At 37.8% G+C, this 19,182-nt stretch carries 23 protein-coding genes; 2 read left to right on the top strand and 21 right to left on the bottom strand.

Annotation, left to right across the window (positions count from 1 at the left end):
* Positions 1 to 38: 38 nt before the first annotated feature.
* The 19 genes from DWZ38_RS18285 to DWZ38_RS18195 form a co-directional block, all read right to left on the bottom strand.
* The gene (locus tag DWZ38_RS18285; protein ID WP_117854485.1) at positions 39 to 419 is read right to left on the bottom strand and encodes a DUF4825 domain-containing protein; all 381 of its coding nucleotides are present in this window, start codon (positions 417 to 419) and stop codon (positions 39 to 41) included.
* A complete protein-coding gene (locus DWZ38_RS18280; protein WP_117854483.1) occupies positions 325 to 630 on the bottom strand; it encodes a DUF6019 family protein in 306 nt (101 codons plus the stop codon). Before DWZ38_RS18280 ends, DWZ38_RS18285 begins: the two co-directional genes overlap by 95 nt.
* Positions 631 to 693: 63 nt before the next feature.
* Positions 694 to 1,080, bottom strand: coding sequence for a hypothetical protein (locus DWZ38_RS18275; RefSeq protein ID WP_243000372.1), 387 nt, complete (start codon positions 1,078 to 1,080; stop codon positions 694 to 696).
* A 44-nt stretch (positions 1,081 to 1,124) separates the two neighbouring features.
* A complete protein-coding gene (locus DWZ38_RS18270) occupies positions 1,125 to 1,457 on the bottom strand; it encodes a DUF3784 domain-containing protein (protein WP_117854480.1) in 333 nt (110 codons plus the stop codon).
* 76 nt (positions 1,458 to 1,533) lie between these two features.
* Entirely contained in the window at positions 1,534 to 1,968 is a 435-nt protein-coding gene (locus DWZ38_RS22980; protein WP_243000370.1) for a transposon-encoded TnpW family protein, read from the bottom strand.
* 154 nt (positions 1,969 to 2,122) lie between these two features.
* Positions 2,123 to 3,295: a hypothetical protein gene (locus tag DWZ38_RS18260; RefSeq protein WP_117854477.1), complete on the bottom strand. Its 1,173-nt coding sequence runs from the start codon at positions 3,293 to 3,295 to the stop codon at positions 2,123 to 2,125.
* A complete protein-coding gene (locus tag DWZ38_RS18255; protein WP_207743338.1) occupies positions 3,292 to 3,909 on the bottom strand; it encodes a sigma-70 family RNA polymerase sigma factor in 618 nt (205 codons plus the stop codon). The genes DWZ38_RS18260 and DWZ38_RS18255 overlap by 4 nt, the downstream gene beginning before the upstream one ends.
* Before the next feature lie 106 nt (positions 3,910 to 4,015).
* On the bottom strand, positions 4,016 to 4,966 hold the full coding sequence (locus DWZ38_RS18250; protein WP_117854475.1) for a helix-turn-helix domain-containing protein: 951 nt from the start codon (positions 4,964 to 4,966) through the stop codon (positions 4,016 to 4,018).
* 136 nt (positions 4,967 to 5,102) lie between these two features.
* On the bottom strand, positions 5,103 to 5,501 hold the full coding sequence (locus tag DWZ38_RS18245) for a mannose-1-phosphate guanylyltransferase (RefSeq protein ID WP_117854472.1): 399 nt from the start codon (positions 5,499 to 5,501) through the stop codon (positions 5,103 to 5,105).
* Positions 5,502 to 5,547: 46 nt separating this feature from the next.
* A complete protein-coding gene (locus DWZ38_RS18240) occupies positions 5,548 to 5,787 on the bottom strand; it encodes a hypothetical protein (RefSeq protein WP_117854469.1) in 240 nt (79 codons plus the stop codon).
* A 301-nt stretch (positions 5,788 to 6,088) separates the two neighbouring features.
* Positions 6,089 to 6,781, bottom strand: coding sequence for a DegV family protein (locus DWZ38_RS18235; protein WP_347520122.1), 693 nt, complete (start codon positions 6,779 to 6,781; stop codon positions 6,089 to 6,091).
* A 748-nt stretch (positions 6,782 to 7,529) separates the two neighbouring features.
* Positions 7,530 to 8,231, bottom strand: coding sequence for a hypothetical protein (locus DWZ38_RS18230; protein ID WP_243000368.1), 702 nt, complete (start codon positions 8,229 to 8,231; stop codon positions 7,530 to 7,532).
* The gene (locus DWZ38_RS18225) at positions 8,228 to 9,553 is read right to left on the bottom strand and encodes a hypothetical protein (protein ID WP_117854465.1); all 1,326 of its coding nucleotides are present in this window, start codon (positions 9,551 to 9,553) and stop codon (positions 8,228 to 8,230) included. The genes DWZ38_RS18230 and DWZ38_RS18225 overlap by 4 nt, the downstream gene beginning before the upstream one ends.
* A gap of 2 nt (positions 9,554 to 9,555) precedes the next feature.
* Positions 9,556 to 10,227, bottom strand: coding sequence for an ATP-binding cassette domain-containing protein (locus DWZ38_RS18220; RefSeq protein WP_117854462.1), 672 nt, complete (start codon positions 10,225 to 10,227; stop codon positions 9,556 to 9,558).
* Complete coding sequence (locus tag DWZ38_RS18215; RefSeq protein WP_243000367.1) at positions 10,205 to 10,933, bottom strand: ABC transporter permease; 729 nt, start codon at positions 10,931 to 10,933, stop codon at positions 10,205 to 10,207. Before DWZ38_RS18215 ends, DWZ38_RS18220 begins: the two co-directional genes overlap by 23 nt.
* Before the next feature lie 18 nt (positions 10,934 to 10,951).
* Complete coding sequence (locus DWZ38_RS18210) at positions 10,952 to 11,842, bottom strand: hypothetical protein (RefSeq protein WP_117854460.1); 891 nt, start codon at positions 11,840 to 11,842, stop codon at positions 10,952 to 10,954.
* A 1-nt stretch (position 11,843) separates the two neighbouring features.
* Positions 11,844 to 13,358 (bottom strand): DUF6034 family protein, encoded by a 1,515-nt coding sequence (locus DWZ38_RS18205; RefSeq protein WP_117854548.1) that lies wholly within the window; start codon positions 13,356 to 13,358, stop codon positions 11,844 to 11,846.
* 99 nt (positions 13,359 to 13,457) lie between these two features.
* A complete protein-coding gene (locus DWZ38_RS18200) occupies positions 13,458 to 14,711 on the bottom strand; it encodes a HAMP domain-containing sensor histidine kinase (protein WP_243000365.1) in 1,254 nt (417 codons plus the stop codon).
* A gap of 167 nt (positions 14,712 to 14,878) precedes the next feature.
* Positions 14,879 to 15,544, bottom strand: a complete 666-nt coding sequence (locus tag DWZ38_RS18195) for a response regulator transcription factor (RefSeq protein ID WP_117854454.1) — start codon at positions 15,542 to 15,544, stop codon at positions 14,879 to 14,881.
* Between the two features lie 491 nt (positions 15,545 to 16,035).
* On the opposite strand from DWZ38_RS18195, the gene DWZ38_RS22975 reads away from it, so the two are divergent.
* Complete coding sequence (locus tag DWZ38_RS22975) at positions 16,036 to 16,794, top strand: IS110 family transposase (protein ID WP_243000363.1); 759 nt, start codon at positions 16,036 to 16,038, stop codon at positions 16,792 to 16,794.
* Positions 16,739 to 17,251 carry a transposase gene (locus DWZ38_RS22970; RefSeq protein WP_243000360.1) on the top strand — a complete coding sequence of 171 codons (513 nt, stop codon included), beginning with the start codon at positions 16,739 to 16,741 and terminating at the stop codon, positions 17,249 to 17,251. The genes DWZ38_RS22975 and DWZ38_RS22970 overlap by 56 nt, the downstream gene beginning before the upstream one ends.
* A gap of 127 nt (positions 17,252 to 17,378) precedes the next feature.
* On the opposite strand, the gene DWZ38_RS18185 is transcribed toward DWZ38_RS22970, so the two are convergent.
* Positions 17,379 to 17,609, bottom strand: a complete 231-nt coding sequence (locus DWZ38_RS18185; protein ID WP_178105373.1) for a hypothetical protein — start codon at positions 17,607 to 17,609, stop codon at positions 17,379 to 17,381.
* A 223-nt stretch (positions 17,610 to 17,832) separates the two neighbouring features.
* A complete protein-coding gene (locus DWZ38_RS18180) occupies positions 17,833 to 18,678 on the bottom strand; it encodes an Rpn family recombination-promoting nuclease/putative transposase (protein ID WP_117854449.1) in 846 nt (281 codons plus the stop codon).
* Between the last annotated feature and the right edge of the window lie 504 nt (positions 18,679 to 19,182).

The following is a 19,182-nucleotide window of genomic DNA, read 5'->3' as shown; positions in this document are numbered from 1 at the left end:
TTTGAATTCTACAAACCTGAAGTTGAAGAGCAATAGCTCTACCGTTCATACGATGCAATGATTTCTTTGCTGTCTGCAATTCTATAATCAAGTGTTTCCAAATTACCAATCAAGTCAAATGTCATATCTGCATTGACCTGCAATTCATCTTCAATCCTGGATGCAGACGGTTCATCTTTTAGAAAAACGGTTAATCCATAAGGCTCTGTTTCAGACTGTATCTCTATACTGTCATATGAGTATCCCTCCGGATACTCTTGCCCACTTACAATATTTATAACGTTCGAAGAATCTCCTACATAATCTGTCTTATACTGCGACAGGTCAGGAATTTCGTACAATTTTTCTTTTTTTCCGCACGCCGAAATCAACATTATTGATACCGTAACTAACATAATTGCAAGTACTTTTTTCTTCATAAAACATCTCCTGAAAACTTTTATTTATCTTCTGACCAAATCCGAGTTCTTTCAGTTCTTTTTCGTTTCTGACATCTTCATCCGTTTTCTTTCCAGTGATGGCACTGTAGGCTTCTTTGATTCCATTTTTCACTGCCCATTTGATAACGAAATACAGCGCAATCAAAATAACAATTGCAGTTCCTCCGCTTATGCCTAATTCATTCCACATAATCATTAACTCCTCCGATTTCGTGACTTTCAATTTATTTTCAATTTTGCAGGCTGGAATCTATCATTGAATAAAACACATCCATACTCCAACTACTATGAGCAATATATCTGATATTCTTCCTGCAAATTTTGACTTTTGATATCCTAGAAAATATATTGTTTCGGGAGTTGTAAATGGCAATAAAACAACATCTATACCCATTACTATAATTCCAATTCCTATTATGAAGACATTATTGTTAGAAATAATGCCATAAAACATAACTAAGAATCCCAAAATAATGCCTAATATAAAATACTTAATTTTATGGTTGTCTTTATCCACCATCTTTTCATAACAATTTTCACAATTACTATTACAAAATTCAAAATTGTCATTTAGTTTTTTGCCACAATATTTGCATTTTTTCATACTATTTTCTCGGTAATCCCCCCAAAATTTATTCATATATTCTCGATTTTTTCTGTTTTTTACATACAAGCTGGAAATTGTTACTTTCTACATAGCGTGTTTCCTAAAATGATAATTACCACGACATCAACCAAAATAATTCCCAATGCAATATATACAAAAAATGCAGGTAAAATATTTTCAAACAAGCCCATAGTTAATGCAAGAATTGCTATAATAGACATTCCAATTCCCATTGTTCTGCATAACTTCTTTTCATCATATTTTTCCTTTTCTTCTTTTGAAGCTGTATTATATCCAGAAATGAACCAGCTTCCGTGTCCAGAAAGTAAAATAATAGAAAGTACGGCAAATATCACAAAGACAATCCACACTATCCAATCAGAACCTGTTGCTAAATCTGATAATTTCATTTACAGACTCCTCCTTAAATTCTGTTTTGTTACTTATAGGATATCATATTTTTTCTTCAATTACATCCACCTAATTTTAATACATTGCCATTCGGCTTACTTCTGTAACCAGCATCCGGTTAATCTTCTCCTGCATTGTTTCCTTTGAATCTTCATTAAAATGATAACGGACAACATAGACCGTCTGACCGATTTTCTTTGTAAATGTGTTCCCCTCTGTTTTTGTATTCATCAAAAGAATCTCTTTCCGGTAGACCAGAGCTGCCTGTTTCCAGGGAAGTGAATCCGGGAACCTGTTCTTACATTTGATTCCATATAAAAGACTTCCAAGGCAGCAGATAACCGTGAGAATCACACAGGTGATTCCTGTAAATGGAGTGATCTTCAGACAAGCCAGCAGCCATTGCGCATATCCGCATACCGCAACCGCCAGTACCTTGGAAAACATCCAGCCATTATCATCAAATCCTCGAAACATCCTGGATGTTACCGGCATAAATACCAGTCCCAACAGAAACAGCATCTCCCACTAGGTTAAAAATGTAAAGAAATCAGAACCCGGGAGCCAGTAAGCAGTGCCTGCCAATAAAACAACCGGGGCAATCTTTATCAAATAAATTCGTTTCGCATTCAAGCCAGTATCCTTCCTTTTCCTGTTTTTATTATTACTGAGTTAGAATATCATTTTCTTCAAGCGTTCCTGTAAATATGGAATATGCTCCCGTTATCTCGCAGCTGTCGGAAATTTTCCCTTCATATTCAACCGCTACAAGATCTCCTGTCTTGATCTCCCCACTTTCACTCCATCTTTTTACCCTTATGTCATCTGTATATACCTTATATTCTTTTCCGGCTTTGGGGTTCCTACATAAAGCTGTATTATCAACTATCATATATCCATTTCCAATTTCCGTGACAGTTCCGGATATGGTTGGCGCACTGCTGCTGGATTTTGTTTCCGTGGAATGCTTTTGTACGTAACGGATGATTTGTCCTGCTGCTTCTTTTCCAATGAAATAGCTGTATTCATAGTCTAAAATATTGGTTGCGAAATAGCCGTCTTCAGAAATGTAGATCACCCGGTTATAAACACCCAGCGTTTCCGAGGTTGCAGTGAAAGCGAGATAAATACGGTTCTCTCTTTCAAAGAAATCACTTGTATTATCAAGTTTTGCATCACTGCGGCCCGCAAGGATCTGCCAGATCTCATCATCATTATCCAGCAAAAGTTCCTCTTTTTCCTCATAATTTTCACATTTTGTCACGTAGTTTAATTCTATATTTTGAGAAAGACCATACAGTTCCAGCAACTTCCCTAAAGTATCTGGAGCAGTGCTTTCATCAGCTGCATAAACATAAAATCCGTCTTCATTCCCTGCAGCAATCATCAGTTCTTCTGATATTCCATGAATCTTCCGCACCTCAAATGTTTCCGTATATTTTTTTTCGGTATCAGGATCAAGGCCTTCTGCTATACAGGAGCCAATCTCATCCCCTAGTGCATCTGTGTGGATTGGATTCTGGCTTTTTACGGTAAACTGTTTTCCATTAAACTTAATAGCAGGATACTTTTCAGCTGCAGTCTTGTATTTCCATGGCCATTCTATGGCTCGTTCTGTTTTAGAAACATGATATTTATATTTGCTTTCAGCTGTTGCGTCATTCTTTAAAAGATGCGGAATCAAAATACCTGCGATTACAAATAGGGTAAGACAAGCCGCAGCCGTCATCCATTTCATTACAGGATTATGCCTTTTCTTTGGCGGTGCTTCCAGTGTAGCAGTGATAAGCTCATTATCAATATAACCAATGGCATCTGCAATTTTGGGTATGTTCATAGATAGATTTCCTCCTTGATCAGATATTCTTTTAATTGGGCTCTGGTGTGAGCTAGCATATGTGTTACTTTGCGTTCAGTAAAACCACATCTCTCTGCAATAGCTATGTTAGATTCAAAATAAAAATATTTTAGATGAAACACTCTCCGGACCACTTCTTTTTGTTTATTAAGAAAAATACTGATTGATTTTCCAATCTCTTCGTCATTCCTGCTCGGAGCATACCTTTCATCTGGCAGTATATCTGCAAGTTCATCCAATGCCATAACCATATCAGCGGATCGTTTTTTAGCTTTTTGTTTTCTAAATTTATCTATGGAAATACTTCTGACAATTTTGGAAATATAAGCCTTAAAGTTATCCGGCCTTGTAGGTGGAATTTTGTTCCACACTCCTAAATATGTGTCATTCACACACTCTTCCGAATCCTGGAGGTTATTTAGGATATTATAGGCAATTTTATGACAAAGTTTTCCATATTTTATATCTGTTTCCTTAATTGCCTGCTCGTTTCTTTCAAAATAGAGTTCTATGATTTTTTTATCGTCTATGATATTCCCCTCCTCAAAAATGTTCTCAATTATAAAGTCGTCTTTTTTTGATGAGCGTCTCAAAAAATTTATATTTTTTTTGAATTATAGCATAGAAAAAAGAGAACAGCTTTAGCCATTCTCCTTTTGTCATCTGAATCCAATTTTTTTTATCAAGAATACCAATTTTCTACTGCTTTTCTTGATTTCGAATCTCCTTAATCAGCTCTACTGCATTTTCTGCATCATCAGTTTTTACGAATATATCCATTCCATATATTCCAAAGCCAGGTGCCCCATGCATCGCAACATTCGCACTTGCCTCCTGTGAAAAAGCCATTATTCCATTTTGTCTTAACATTTCCATGAGTTGTTCCGTTTCTATCATATTTTGTGCATTGTAAATCTTGATATATTCCATCTTAGATAATGGTGAAATTTCTTTTATATTTTGAGTATTTGTTGGATTTTGTTTCTTTTTTCGATTGATAAATGTCAGAATTCTAAGAATAATAAATGCGACAATAGTAATACCAATCCAAAATTCAAAAGCTAATCGTGTTATCTGTGTTTCTGTAGCTCCCATTCTTAACAAGCATACGCCATAGAGGAAAGCAAAAATTCCTGAACATAATACGCTGGTAAGAAAATCCCTCCATACAGTAGTATTTTGGGGCAAACATTTATCCCATATTCCATTGTATATCATAATAGCTGCATACAGGATTCCTCCGGCTAAAACACTTACTGTCTCTCCTAAAATAAAACGAATATTTATTGTCAATAACATTTGAATAATAATTGCCATTACACCAATCACAAACATTGATGCAAAGGCAAGATTTCCAGCCTGTAGTGCTTTTCGTTTTGTCCATTCTTCATACATTGCAACTTTGTCCAAAGTTTCTCTCATCTCTTTATTCATAGCCTGGCTCCTTTCTCCATCCAAGAGTTCTCTCATTTCAACATCGTAATATTCAGCAAGCTCAACAAGTATGCTAAGATCTGGCATATTTGTTCCTGTTTCCCATCTGGAAACTGTTCTTGCAGACACTCTGAATTTCTCAGCAAGCTGCTCTTGTGTCAGATTTTTTTCCTTACGACATTGCTTTAAAAAGGCTCCGATCTTTTTTGTGTCCATGTCTCTACCTCTCTTCCACTTACAGTTTACCAATATGTAACAAAATTACCACGACATAAAATGAGAATCCACGAATTTTCAACCAGACATTGTATGTCTACGATATTCAAAGATACTTTCAACATCAAAAGTTGCTTTATGGACATTGAAAATTATCAATCTTTGGGTTCAACATCCGATTTACCCTTTCAATCGGGAATTTATCTTCAATATCAGTCACTTCAAATAAATTTAACGGTAGCGATTTTTCCCCAATCAGAGAAAGATATTCCTTAACAGCTCTGCGGTCGATCATGATTTTTCCATGCCCATCCCAATGACGATTACTCTCTTTCTTCTTCAACCCGGAAATCCAATATTCGTCGCCATTCTCAATATCTATATAATTGGAATAATTGCCATTATATTTTTGAAAAGCATGGTTATTAAAATAGATTGTTTTCTTACTCTTTGAAGTTTTCACATATCCGATCCATGCCGGACCATCATCTGAATATCCCGTTTTAAGTTCAATGTACATTAAATCATGAATCATTTTTAACATCTCCACCTAAAGGAACAGTTTTAGCCATTCTCATTTTTTAATGCTGCTTAATAAGCTCCCGGATTCCACAGATAAACGATAAAACAATTACTATAATGTAACAACTCCGGTTTACAACCGTATTCTCAGCCCAGTTGCTTACTGCGATCACAGTCCATAAAGCTCCCTGTACAACCATCAGCATTCCATTTGTTTTTGGATTACTTTTATTAGCAACCAGTAAGAAAATGTAAACGGCTAAAATAATGAGTGATATAATGATTGTTAATGTTGGCATAGGCTTGTTCTCCTTTGCTGTCCTGTTTTTTATTATTTCGGAGTCAGAATACCATTTTCTTCCAGTGCTTCTGTAAATACGAAATATATTCGTGTTACTGCGGGTTTATAGTAATGAAGCATATAGCAGATATCGCAATGCATTCTTTATTTTGCAATATACAAAACACTTAGCGTACCAGGTCCGCAATGACTTGATACAACACCGCCAGCCCTGGTTTCCAGTATCTCATCAAAAATGTCAAGTTCTTTCAGATAAGCCCTCACTTTTTCTACAGTTTCCTGTTCACAGCCAGGATGTGTTATAAATACGCGTTCAGGTCTCGCTTTTTTAAATCTTTTTCCATATCTTTTACATAGTTCATGACAACAGAAGCAATTTTTCCACGGTATTTCTTAGATGCATTCATTGCACCATCTTCCACTACAATCCTGGGATGCAGTTTTAAAACACCTCCGGCCATAGCCGCTACTGCATTGCAGCGTCCGCCACGGTATAAATAAGTAAGGGTATCTACCACAAAGCTTGCTCTCACATTTGGTTTTAACTTCTCTATCTCAGAAACAATCTGGGAAGCTGTCCGGTTATTCTTTGCCATAATTGCAGCTTCTACTACAAGAAGGCCGATACCGGTAGAAAGGTTTGCAGAATCGATTACTTTTATTCGGTCAGAAGCCCCCAGTTCTTCAGCAGCAAGGCGCATCACATTTCCAGAAGTGGACATACCTGCTGAAATAGAAAAGCAGACAATTTCCCTTCCAGCCTCTGCATAGGGGCGAAAAAGCTCCATGGCATCTGCCAGGGCAGGTGCAGAAGTTTTAGGTGTTGTCTTGTTTGCATCAGACCAGGCATAGATCTGATCCGGAGTAATGTTTTTTCCATCTTCATATTCTTTATCACCCAGAAGAATATGAAGCGGAAGAATGTCAATCTCATATTTTCGCAATAATTCCTGTGAAAGGTCGCAGGTACTGTCTGAAATAATTTTTACCATATATTCACACTCTTTTCCCGAACAAAGTCTGGGATATCTTCGGCTAAGGCAGGATAAAAGTTTCACTCTTACGCATAAATCCCGCCAGCTATTTCACTACTAATCAATATATTGTACCAAAAAACAATCGCAATTTCTACTCATTTACTATAAATTACATTCTTTCCCAAAACGGAAACAAGAGTGGGTATTGTTTTTGAATAAAAAAATCGCATTACCTACAACGAACTTTGCAGAAAATACAGCAAGGCGAATTGTTTAATTATATGACGGAGCGAGGGCTCAAAGGTTTTCAGAGTGGCAAATACGGAAGTACCGCATTGCATTTGACTTCCCTACAATATCAAATTAAGCAAGATTGCCCAGACCTTTTTATTGGTGTTGATCTTGCTATAATTCATAAATGAAGTATAGCATGAAAAAGTGGTTTTTTGTATTGGATTTCCATCATATAAAAAACTGCTAAATTGTATCTAAAAGATCACAATCTAACAGTTTTCCATTATATGGTACAATTTACAAAAATACCAATTTATTATGATTAATACGTTGGAAGAAGGCCTCCATTGCCTGTCATGCAGACAATGGAACAAGCCTTAGGGGAATAAAATACTTTTATTTACAAGAATAAAGTATATACTTTTCTTTTAAATAAGTACATGGATAAAATTACATAAAACATGCACAAAATACAATAGTTAGTCAAATGAATACCATAGATTGATACAATTAATTTTCCAAAAATACCTTATTCAAATATTTTTTTTGCCTTCTCCAGATTCATTTTTCCATTCACTTTCAAATAAATTTTTGTAATTTTAAGCGGCTCACCCATCTCACTGCAAAGCTCCTGCGCCTGTGATAAAGGAATATAGATATCTTCATTTTCCGTTACGGCAGTTATTTTACATGGAAGATAAACAGTTTGCTGTTCATTTTCTTCGTGCCCAGTCAAGGATACCAGATGATCTGCCGCGCCAGAAAGCTCTTTTGTATTTCCAGCAAGTGCATAAGAAATGGTTAGATTTTCTCCCATTTGCAGGAATTTTTCCTGTTGTTTTTTTGAAATGGAATGATTATTTGAGTCTTTCATGTTTTGCAATGCTTTACTTCCAAGCAACAACACCGGTGTATTTCCTAAATCATTCTGCTCTGGATTTTCTCCAAACGCATTCAGATCTATTCCTAAAAAGGTGGCTGTTTCCGTATAATCTTCAATCTTGATGGTTACTGGAATTTCCACAACGGGCCATATCTCTTTTATCCCTTCTATTTTTTTTGCCTTTTTCAAAAAATCATCATCATAAGTAAGGTCTCCAAGGGAAACCAGTGCCAAGTATTGTTTTTTCCCATCCTGTATTCCTGCAAAAAGCTTTATAGAGAAAAATAATGCCAATATCAGAAGAAAACCTACAAAACAGGTAAAACTATCTATTCTATTCTTTTTCAATGGGCATCCACCTTTCTGGTTTCTTCCAGAAGTATGTTTTTCTTATGAAGCTTACCCAAAAGAAGTAGAATCACAGAAACAAGCAGTACTGCAATAACTGCAATAACGGAATACCACCAGCTGTTTGTTTCTTCCTGGTCATCCTCTATTTTTAAAGACTGGATTTTAGCTTCTTTAATCTCAGACTCAAACTCTGTACTTTCCTCATAGGAATTGCCGGCTGCATCCTCATAAGTAAGAATCAGTTTTCCGGTAATCCTGCCAGGAAAAGAACCGTCATCTTCTTCTGATTTTCCTTTTACATACACACGGAGACTTCCCTGTACTGCGGTTCCAGCTTCTAATGTTCCTAAAAAAGCGGACTCTTTTGGGTTCAATCCGTCTGCTTCCAGCCGGACACTTGCATTATATATCTTATCCCTTCCAAGATTCATTGCTTTCACCGGAATTTCTACCGTATCCATGGTATATAAAACGGAAGGAATATCAGAAGCTTCCAGTTTTGCACGCGCCGGCTGAGTGATCTGAAAGGACAGCGTTTCTGTACCTGTCGCTCCCGTCGCCTTTGAATCTTCGTAATCCAGAGAAAAAGAAACTGTTGCCTGACCTGGAGTACAGTCCTCTGCTATTGTGACCTTTTGCTTCAGGGTAATTGCTTCTCCTGGAGTCAGTCTCTGAACATAAAAAGAGTTTCTCTCAAATTCAATTCCCTTTGTATCCGCAGAAATAGAAATCTTTAGACCAAATACATTCTGGCTACGGCTTTTATTCCGGAATGTCAGTGACATTTCTGTGACAGAGCCTGCTTTTAGATTTTGTCCGGAAAGATTGTTATCCTCTAAAAGAACCTGCGGTTTATGTAGTATTTTCTCACCAGACGAGCTGGCAGAAGAACCGCCTCCACTATACTCTCCAGCAGAATAATCCCCACTATCTATAACAGGATCTGTAATCTGTGTTCCATTATCTGTATCAGTATTTCCATTTTCTATTATGACATGGATTGTCTTCTTTTCGTCCTCAGCAGAAGCGTCTCCTGATATAAATCCATCCAGGTCAGAATTTTGATTTTCCGAATCCGTTTTTTCAGGAGTCTGTTCCTCAGTTTCCGGAATCTTCTCATCTGTAGGATTGTTTTTTTCCTCTTCAAAAGGCAATGTACTGTCTGCATCACTATAAGAAGCTGACTGATCTGCTTCCAGAACAGACTCTCCCACAAAAGCAGCTTCCATATTCCCTGCATCTTCTGCAAAAACAGATGTCGGCAGAAGCATCATGAAACTTAATATTGCGAATGTGGTTTTCACAAATTTTTTTCCCATTTTCAGGCTGTCCTTTCTCTTAAAACTCCGCCATCCATCTCATATACGTGATCACATAAAATCCGGATATCCTCATCATTATGGCTTGCCAATAAAATGGTTTTTCCAGCTGCCTTTAAATCAAGCAAAAGTTCCCTGATCTCTGCCACGCCGTGTTTATCCAGACCGTTAAATGGTTCATCCAGAATCAGGAAGCGAGGATCTTCCATAATGGCCTGTGCAATCCCAAGGCGTTGCCGCATTCCAAGAGAGTACTTTCCAACCGGCTTTTTCATATCCGGATCCAGTCCTACTTTTTTTAGGATCAGGCGGATATCTGCCTTTGAAATCATTCTTTTCATATCTGCCAGTATTTCCAGGTTCTTTACACCGGTATACTGGGTAAGAAATCCAGGCGTCTCAATGATGACACCAAGGCTTTCTGGAAAATCTACATCACGACCAATTTCTTTTCCGAAAACACGGATGGTGCCTGTGGTAACAGGAAGGAATCCGCAGATACATTTCATAAGTACTGTTTTGCCAGAGCCATTATTTCCTACAACGCCGTAAACCTGTCCCACCTTTAAGGTAAGATTTACTTCTTTTAATACCAGATCTTCCCCGAACCTTTTGGTTACGTGTTCTATTTTCACACAGGTATTTTGAAATTCAGATTTCTTCCACTTTTCCATTTAAAACACCTCCCAAAATTCCCATTAACACCAATAAAAATAATAGCAGAAATAACCACAATCCCGCTTTATCCGTTCCCCAGTTTCCATCTGCCAGAATCCATTCCACTGGGTAAAACCAGATCTGGTCTTTGAAATAGCGGTCATGAAGTATAATTCCAAAATAATAGCTGACAAAAGGAATCCCATATGCCATATAAGCTGAATTCCATAAGGTACCACAGATTCCACCAAAAGTGCTTAGAATACTTCCGATCAGTCCCATCCTAAGAGCTTTCATAAGCAGCTCCAGAAACTGTTCCTTTGGAAAGCTGCCTTTTATTTCCATAGGATAAAATATAACAAAATTAACAAGAAGTATAATGCTTATAGCAAATATCCAGACTAAAAATCCAGATGTCATAACAGAAAAGACTTTTCCTTCCACATATAGCCTGCGGTTTGTCCTGGGAAATGCAGCTTTTAAAAATCCACTTTTATACTCCTGTAAAAAAGAATCACTCCACGGCAGTACCGCAGCTACAGGGATGGCAAAAGATACCATCTGACTTTTCAATGAACCATCCAGCAGGCTGATAAAAGTTCCACATGTTAATGCTTTTTTCAAACTTGGATAAGTCTGACCTGCTGCGATAGAAAAGCAGGCAATCAGCCATGCCGCCAGGAAACTCCTGCCAAGAAGCATACGTTTTGTTTCTACCCGCATAGATATTTCCCCTTCTGATTATGTTTTTTCTCCCAGAAATTCAAAGGGATATTTTTTCATCCTGCGAAGTGCCAGAACCATAAGAACAAATAAAATACCTGCGAAGAACATACAGGACTGCCAGATGGTCGGAAGTAATGGATCATAGCCAAAGTTATGTTTTCCATATACAGCCTGGTTCAAAGGACTGATCCAGCAGATCAGTACATTCACCTGATACATTTCATATTTTTCCTTATGCAAAATTGAGGCTACCACATTGGGTTCCAGTAAAAATCCAAATACACTATAAAGTAGTCCAAACACCATGCCTTTTGTTTTTCCTTTATAAAGATTTCCAACAAGGATCACAAAACCAAGTGTCAGGGAATAGCAGAATAACAGGAGAAAAACCTGCAGCATACAGCCATACGGAGAGATACTCTCCATGACTCTTACTGTAGAGGGGACCTGCAAGTTTTTCCCCAGTTCAGAATATCCGAGCATGGCAGCAGTCTCGCTCCACAGGTTGCCCGGATAACTGTCCTTCATACACAGTACAGATGTAAATAGCAGCATCAATACTGTATAAAGAGCAGTCACAAGAATAATATAAATAAACTGTCCCAAAAGCCATTTTTTCTTTGTTGTTCGAATTAACTGATATGGAGTAACTGGTGTCATCTTTGGAAGGTCTGAGAACAGCAGAAGCAACAGAAGAGAACTGAGCAGTACTGCTGTTCCATCCCCAAAGGTCCAAAGAAATGGCTCTACGGCCTGTACCGGTGTATCATAGTTTTCCATAACAACCATGATTCTTCCAGTGAGAAGAAAGCTAAGTACAAATTCCAGAAGGAAGGTAAAAATGACTTTTGGATTTCGAAAATAGCCAAAGAAATTGTAATGTACAATTCCAAGTACCTGCTTCATATCAGTAGCCCAGATCCCTGTCTATAATACTGCCATCCACGGCGTTAATGGTAAGGAAGCTCCAGCTTGGATAGTCTGTGATGTCCGAGTAACTATTCCCATCATAGTCACCTTCCACTTTTCTGCTTCCAAAGAAATCCCAAACGGGAACCAGAAGACCTGTATGCGGATCTGTGGATGGTTCATAAATTCTGGCATAGCCCAGAACAATCCGGTCAATGTCATAAACTCTTGATTTTTCATATTCCATATTATCTGCATTGGTTACTACCATCATTTTTTCATATGTTTTCATAATCTCAGAAAATGGAAGAAGGTTTAAATTTTCTGTTTTTGTCTCTCCTATGGTATAAGGGTTTGAATAAGACATGCTTTCAATTCCATCTTTATCGACAAAGAAATAAAGACTTTCATAAGACCAGGTTTCCATAGTGCTGTCCATATCTTCCAAAGCACCGCCATCTGCCATTGTCTGAGTAATCGGAACACCGTTTATAGTACGTGTGTAATAAATCGCATATCCGCTTCCAAGATTACTTAAACTATTATCCTCTTCAAGATTATTGCACAATGCATAACTCCAGTCTGAAAACTGCAGATCTGTAATCCCCATTTTATCTACTTTTTCCTGTACCATTTTTTTTGCTTCATCTAATGAAATCCCAATGGACTCCTCAGTAGGTTTTTCTCCTTCACTGAAAGAAGTATACTCAGACCAGGTCGTATCCGCAGGCAGCTTTTCCCCGCCAGATTTTGCCGTTTTTCGGATTTTGACAGATAAGGTATCGGATCCGGAGGAAGATGTCTTGTAAAAATATTCCGATCCATCCGGCATCTGTGCAACACCGGAGAATTCATTTTCCGCAGTACCATTTTCTGTCTCCTGGGAGCCTGCAACAGGTCTTCCTTCTACCAGAGTCTTCGTTTCCGGAGCAGACTCATATTCCTGCTCATACATCTCAATTTCTCCATAAATGTCATAAATATAATTTCCATCTTCATCTGTTCCATAGTTATAGGGATCCAGATTTCCGTTTGCTACATCTTCTTTTAGTTCATCCAACGTTTTTTTGATTTCATCCTTTGTCTGGGTATAATAGCTATCCGATGTATACAGCTTTGCCTCTGAGAAAAAGGCATCTGTAATACGGTCAAGAAGATCCTGTGTAACTTCTGCAGGCGTGACAGAAATTGCGGATATCTTTTCTACATCCGGTATTTCTACGGTGGCATCCGTGTTCACTACAAGTTTTGCACTGTCATCTGTAGTCTGACTTTTATAAGTTTCCGGAGCATTGAGCAGGTCTCGAATAGTTGTTCTTACCGCTGTGTTCTTATCCTTTGTATTTTCAGAAGAGTCCTCCTTCACCATATCTACGCCTTCAGCTTCTGTATAAGCATCTTCTGCCTTGCTTCCTTTTGGTTTTACAAGGGAAGATTCCGGGGTATGGGCACATCCAGTGAGCATTCCTATACAAAGTGTTAATCCTACAATTTTATTTATGTTTTTTCTCATGTTGAATAAATTCTCCTTCCTGTTTATGTCCACAAGTATAGCATCTTTCATTACACCAAATCTTCCGCAAGTTGTAACTGTTCTGTAAATTCAAATTATTTACCATAAAACAGATATGATCGTTCCTTTTCCCAGATGACTTGTAATTTCCAGCTGGAATCCATGTATATCTGCAATTTTCTGGCATAGCGCAAGACCAAGCCCAACACTTCCCTTTACTCTGGAACGAGATTTATCGACCATATAAAAAGCTTCTGTTACTCTTTTCAGATCCTCCTTTGGAATTCCCTTCCCATAATCCTGAACAGATAAATGATTTTGGGTTGCCTCCAGTACGATTTTTGAATTCTCATCGGAAGCCTTGACTGCATTATCAATAAAATTTGTCACTGCACTCATCATAAGGTCCGGATCAAAAGTTTTTCTAAGCTCCTCTGGATTACAATGTATTTCAAGACAAATTTTTTTCTCCTGAAGCCTGTAAGTAACAAGTTTTTTTACATCTTCCAGAAATTGATTCATCTGAACTTCCACTGGAACAAATTCTGCTTCACCTGTTTCATATAATCCGGTAAGTTCCAGCATTTTCACTGAAAGCCTGGAAAGCCTTTGGCATTCATTTCTAATATAATCAAGCGCTATCTCCTGCCTCTTGGGAGATAGGCGTACCGTTAGAAGTGTATCTGCATATCCTATGATTGCAGTCATCGGTGTCTTTAATTCATGGGCCAAACTTCCAAGCAGCTGTCTCTGTGCCTGGTTTACGGAAGAAAGCTTTTCAATCTGCTCCCTCACTTTACCTGTCATAAGATTAAAGCTTTTCCCAACCTGTGCCAGTTCCGTTTTTCCTTCTGATGGCACTTTTATCTCATAATTTCCATTTGCCACAGAAACAGCCGCTTCTTTTAGCCTTGTGAGCGGTTCCATAATTTTCCGCAAAGTCAAAAACAGGAAAAAGCCAACAAACAGAACCAGAAACAGGGTAAACCCTCCTGCCTGATAAAACAGTGTCTGACTCTGTTTTTGTACACTGGTAATATCTTTGTAGGTGACAATCTGATAGTTCATGTCTGTAGAACTGTAACTGGAAAAATAAAAGAGCAAAAATACGTTGCCATTTGTTTTGCTGATCAGTGGTTTATCACAATAGATGTCATTTTCGAATCCATCATGTTTGTTTTTTGTTAGGTTTCTGATATTTTGCAGATCAAACTCATATTTTGTCCCATTATATTGTTCTTTTCCATCCTGATATAAAACGGCGCTGTCGTGGAATACCTGACGAAAAGCATAAATAATCATTTTTTCCCGGATTTTATCATCAGTGTCCTGTGTTTTACTTTTAATCCGCATTAGCATGTTTTCAAACTTAGAAATATTTGTTTGAAACCTGCTATTTTCATAACTGTTGATATTCTGTATGCTCTGATTTTTCCACCTGTAAGTTGTATAGAAAAAAATTCCAGATGACAGCAGAAGCACCACGCAGATTACCTGTAAAAAAATTTTTGTAAATAGCTTCATAAATCCACCTCAAGTCGATAACCAATTCTGGGAATGGTTTTGATTTTATCCTGCCAGCCTAGTTTTTTTCTGATGCGTCCAACGTGTGCATCCACAGTTCTTGTTTCTCCGCAGAATTCCTCCTTCCACAGTTCCTGCAAGATCTGGCTTCTGGTAAGTGCTTTATTTGGGTTTTTTACGAACACCATAAGGCAGTTATATTCCATAGGTTTTAAATATATCTCTTCTCCATTTTTCGTAACTATGTGACTTACGGTATCAATTATGACATCGTCTATCTGAATCTGTTTCGGTGCCGTTCCATAACGATCTAATACTTTTTCCAAACGCACCATTACCTCCAGCATTTCAAAAGGTTTTACTATGTAATCCTCGGCTCCGTCTTTTAACCCTTTTACTTTACTTGTAACATCAGCCTTTGCCGTAAGAAATATAACCGGAATACCAAACTTTTTTAATTCCGGTAAAAGGGTATAACCATCCTTTCCCGGAAGCATAATATCCACAAGTGCGCACTGAAATTCATGGCCCTGTGCGACGCCTTCACTTGCATCATTTCCATCCAGATAACCTACTGTTTCATAACCAGCAGCTTCCAGATTCATACAAAGCAGATCATTGATTGCCATTTCATCTTCTATCACCAGTATTCTTGCTTTCATAATAATGTTCCTTTCATTTTACACAAACCCGATTATTTCTTTATTGTGCGTGATTTTTACTATTACAATTATACACTAATTTCAGTACTGCGAACGTAACCGATTTGTAAAGAAAAAGGAATCAAGAACGATCCATCTGGAAGTCGTTTTGATTCCTCAAATCCCACTACATTTTTGATTTCATTTTGTTAATTGTGTTTATATGAGTCACACCCTCCCTCTCTTAGAACTGTCTATTTCCCGACAGACAATCATGAGAAAATCTCACCACAATAAATGAAAACTGGATACTAGCTATACGTTATGTAGTGGTATACTTAAGGTGCCGAATAAGATCGGAAGGGGATTGGTGCTTACAAGCCCGTCCGACAGACTGATTTTCAGCTCCTTAGGTGTACCACTTTTTGTTTCCATCGGTTTTTGATGAGGACGCAGGACAGCCAACAATTAAGCAAGGAGCTGCATCGGCTTATGCGAAGGAGGTTTGCTTTATGGAAGTATTGTATAAGCGGTGTTGTGGGATTGACATTCATAAAAATATGATGGTAGCCTGTATTTTTACGAGTGTCAGAAAAAAAGAAATCCGTCAGTTTTCAACAATAACGGAAGATATTCTCCAATTAGTTTCGTGGCTGAAAGAAACAGATTGTGAGATGGCTGCCATGGAAAGTACGGGCTCTTATTGGAAACCTGTATATAATATATTTGAAGAAGAACAGATACCGATCATGGTTGTGAATGCGCAGCATATCAAAGGAGTTCCCGGACGTAAGACGGATGTAAAAGATGCAGAGTGGATTGCCGATCTGGTACGCCATGGATTAGTAAAAGCAAGTTACATACCAAATAGGGATCAAAGAGAACTGCGAGAAATAACCCGTTACCGCCAGGAGGTAATTGAAGAACGTGCTCGTGAATTAAATCGAATCCAGGCTGTGTTAGAAGGCTGCAATGTTAAATTGAGCAGTGTAATTACCGATATCAGCGGAAAAAGCGGTATGACAATTTTAAAGGCAATTGTATCTGGAGAAACAGATCCGGTTGTTTTAAGTGAACTTGCCGAAGGAAGAGCCAGAGATAAAATTCCAGAAATGCAGAAATCCCTACAAGGACGGATATCAGAACATCAGCAAAAAATGTTGAAACATCAACTTGGGCATATTGAAAGCCTGACCGCTTTAATTATGGAGTTAGATGCAGATATTAAAAAAAACAGAATCCATAAATTGGGCAATCGAAGCTTTGGATGATATGCCTGGGATTGGAAGAAAAAGTGCAGAACAAATTTTAGCGGAAACTGGTGTGGAAATGGAGCACTTTCAAAATGAATCCCGTTTCAGCTCATGGGCGGGGCTTGTGCCTGAGTGTAAGGAAAGCGCCGGAAAAAAGATGAGTACACGAATACGGAAAGGAAATAAATATTTGAAAGCAACGTTGGTGGAATGTGCTCGTGCTGGAATACGAAACAAGCAAAGTTATCTCTACTCCCGTTATCAAAGAATTGCCGCGCGCAGAGGTGGGAAAAGGGCTTTAATTGCAGTAGCCCATACCATGTTAATCGCGATTTATCATATACTAAAAGAGAAAGTTCCTTATCATGACCTTGGAGCGGACTACTACTCCGTTATCAATCAAGAAAAGATAATCAATAGGAATATTCGTACATTAGAAAAGTTAGGGGTAAATGTAATGATTCAGCCGAAATGAATCTCTTTAACTGTATAATTAAGAGAAGGAAATAAGCCCGCCAAAAGGCGAGCTTATTTAGAATGCTTGTTTATAGGTTATCGCTGAACTACGTTTTCAGGACAGCCCCTTCCTATAAAATCATATGTTACACAAGTGTCTGTCCCATTGCCGATGCAATTTCCTTTAACTTGTCGATAGCATAGCCTGTATATTTTGAAATCTTATCGACAGGTTCCTTTTCCTTGATCATCATTTGGGCCAGGGACATTTTTTCTTTTTCAACTCCCTGTTTCATTCCTTGTTCAATTCCCTGGTCTACAAGAGCTCTACTTAGATTACACATGTCTCTCACCTCACTTTCAAATTCTTCTGTCATGGCAATATCAAAATCTTCATGTAACCGCTTCTTTTTTTCTTCTGGCGTGGCGCCCATATATTATTTTCCCTAGCGGTAATTAACATTTCAAGTAATCCCTTTGGCTTGTTGTGTCCACCTTATAGGGTACATTATAAAAATCTTCATATTGTGAAAGATTAATAAGTTCTTTGAAAAATGGGCAAGCCCAAAACAGACCTGCCCATCAACAATATTATCCTACTTATTTCATTGCACACAAATTCTCATCAATCCATTTCTGGACATCTTTTTCGCTTACCTTAACCAGACGGGCGATCTTTTGGATATTCATGCCTTCTTCTGCCATAGAAAGAGCGGTTTCTTTTTTTGCCTTTAGCTCGCCACGTTTCTCTCCGCTTTCCATTCCTTCACTATAGATTTTCTCCATTTCATGGCACATAAGCTCAACCCCTTTCTGTGTCTCTTTCAATTCATACATTCGTTTTGCAAGAATCGGACTGTGCATCTCATCTGCCTTTTTACAGTGTAGATCATGCATCAGTCTTCCCAGTTCTGTGTCATCCTGTTTCCGGGAATTTACATATATGATATGTGCTTCATCTTGAAAAGCTTCGTTCAGTTCTTTGATCTGCCGGTCAATGTGGTAAATGGGAAGTCCATATCCAAGAATATCGTCCCTGGTAATAAAAATTACATAGCTTTCCGGCAGTTTCTCAAAATCCTGTCCGGGATTTAAGGTATTCATATCCATCAGTCCACTATGGTACCGGGCTCTTTTGGGGGAAGCTCCTTCATTATCCTGCTGGATTTCCACATCAAATTGTTTGCCTGTGGAATCCCTGGCAACGCAGTCCATTACTGCGGAGTGTCCCTGCAAATTTTTATAATCTTTTTGGATTATCTGATCAATCACGTGTAAATCTTTTTTCTTCATAATGACCTGCAAAACATATTCCAGACATTCTCTTTTCTTGAACACGTTTCGCATAAATATATCACTCATGAGTGTAAAATTCTTAATAATGCCTTTGTATTTTTCGTAGCGTGACTCTAAATCACTGTTCAATAGGGTGTTTTCATCAGCCATTTACAGCAATCACCTCCTGGCATTTTCGATTGATGAATGTAAAAGTACTTTTATCTGATTCTATCTTAACATTAATGGAATTCCTTTACAAGATACTTTTTATGATGAGTGAACAGATGCAATAGAAAATACCAGCAATAGCCGTCTGGAAAGCGAACTGTAACCATAAGAAGTATTATTAGATAACTGATAGATTGCATAAAAACTTGTTTTTTACAAAAATATCAAATTTTGTCACATAAAAGAGGCATGATACGAAGTCTGAAACGGGAAAGTGATTGCAAAAGGTGGTCAAAAATGGCCTTTTGTCAAAGGCTTATTTTGTGTTATTAAATCCCTTTTAAGCTTAAATAACACAAAATAATACAAAATGATACAGATAAAAAGGTAGGAAATAACATCAAATAGAACTAAGTGATTTTAAAAGGGAGTAAGTAAAAAAATCGTGTCCTAGACATCCGGAAAACAAAACGCCACACGGACATCTATCCCGTCTAAATTTTT

This window comes from Ruminococcus sp. AF31-8BH, from assembly GCF_003460605.1.
GTDB classification, from domain to species: Bacteria; Bacillota; Clostridia; order Lachnospirales; family Lachnospiraceae; genus Blautia_A; species Blautia_A acetigignens.
Note: the sequence above shows the minus strand (reverse complement) of the source record. Positions and strands in the feature narration are given on the sequence as shown.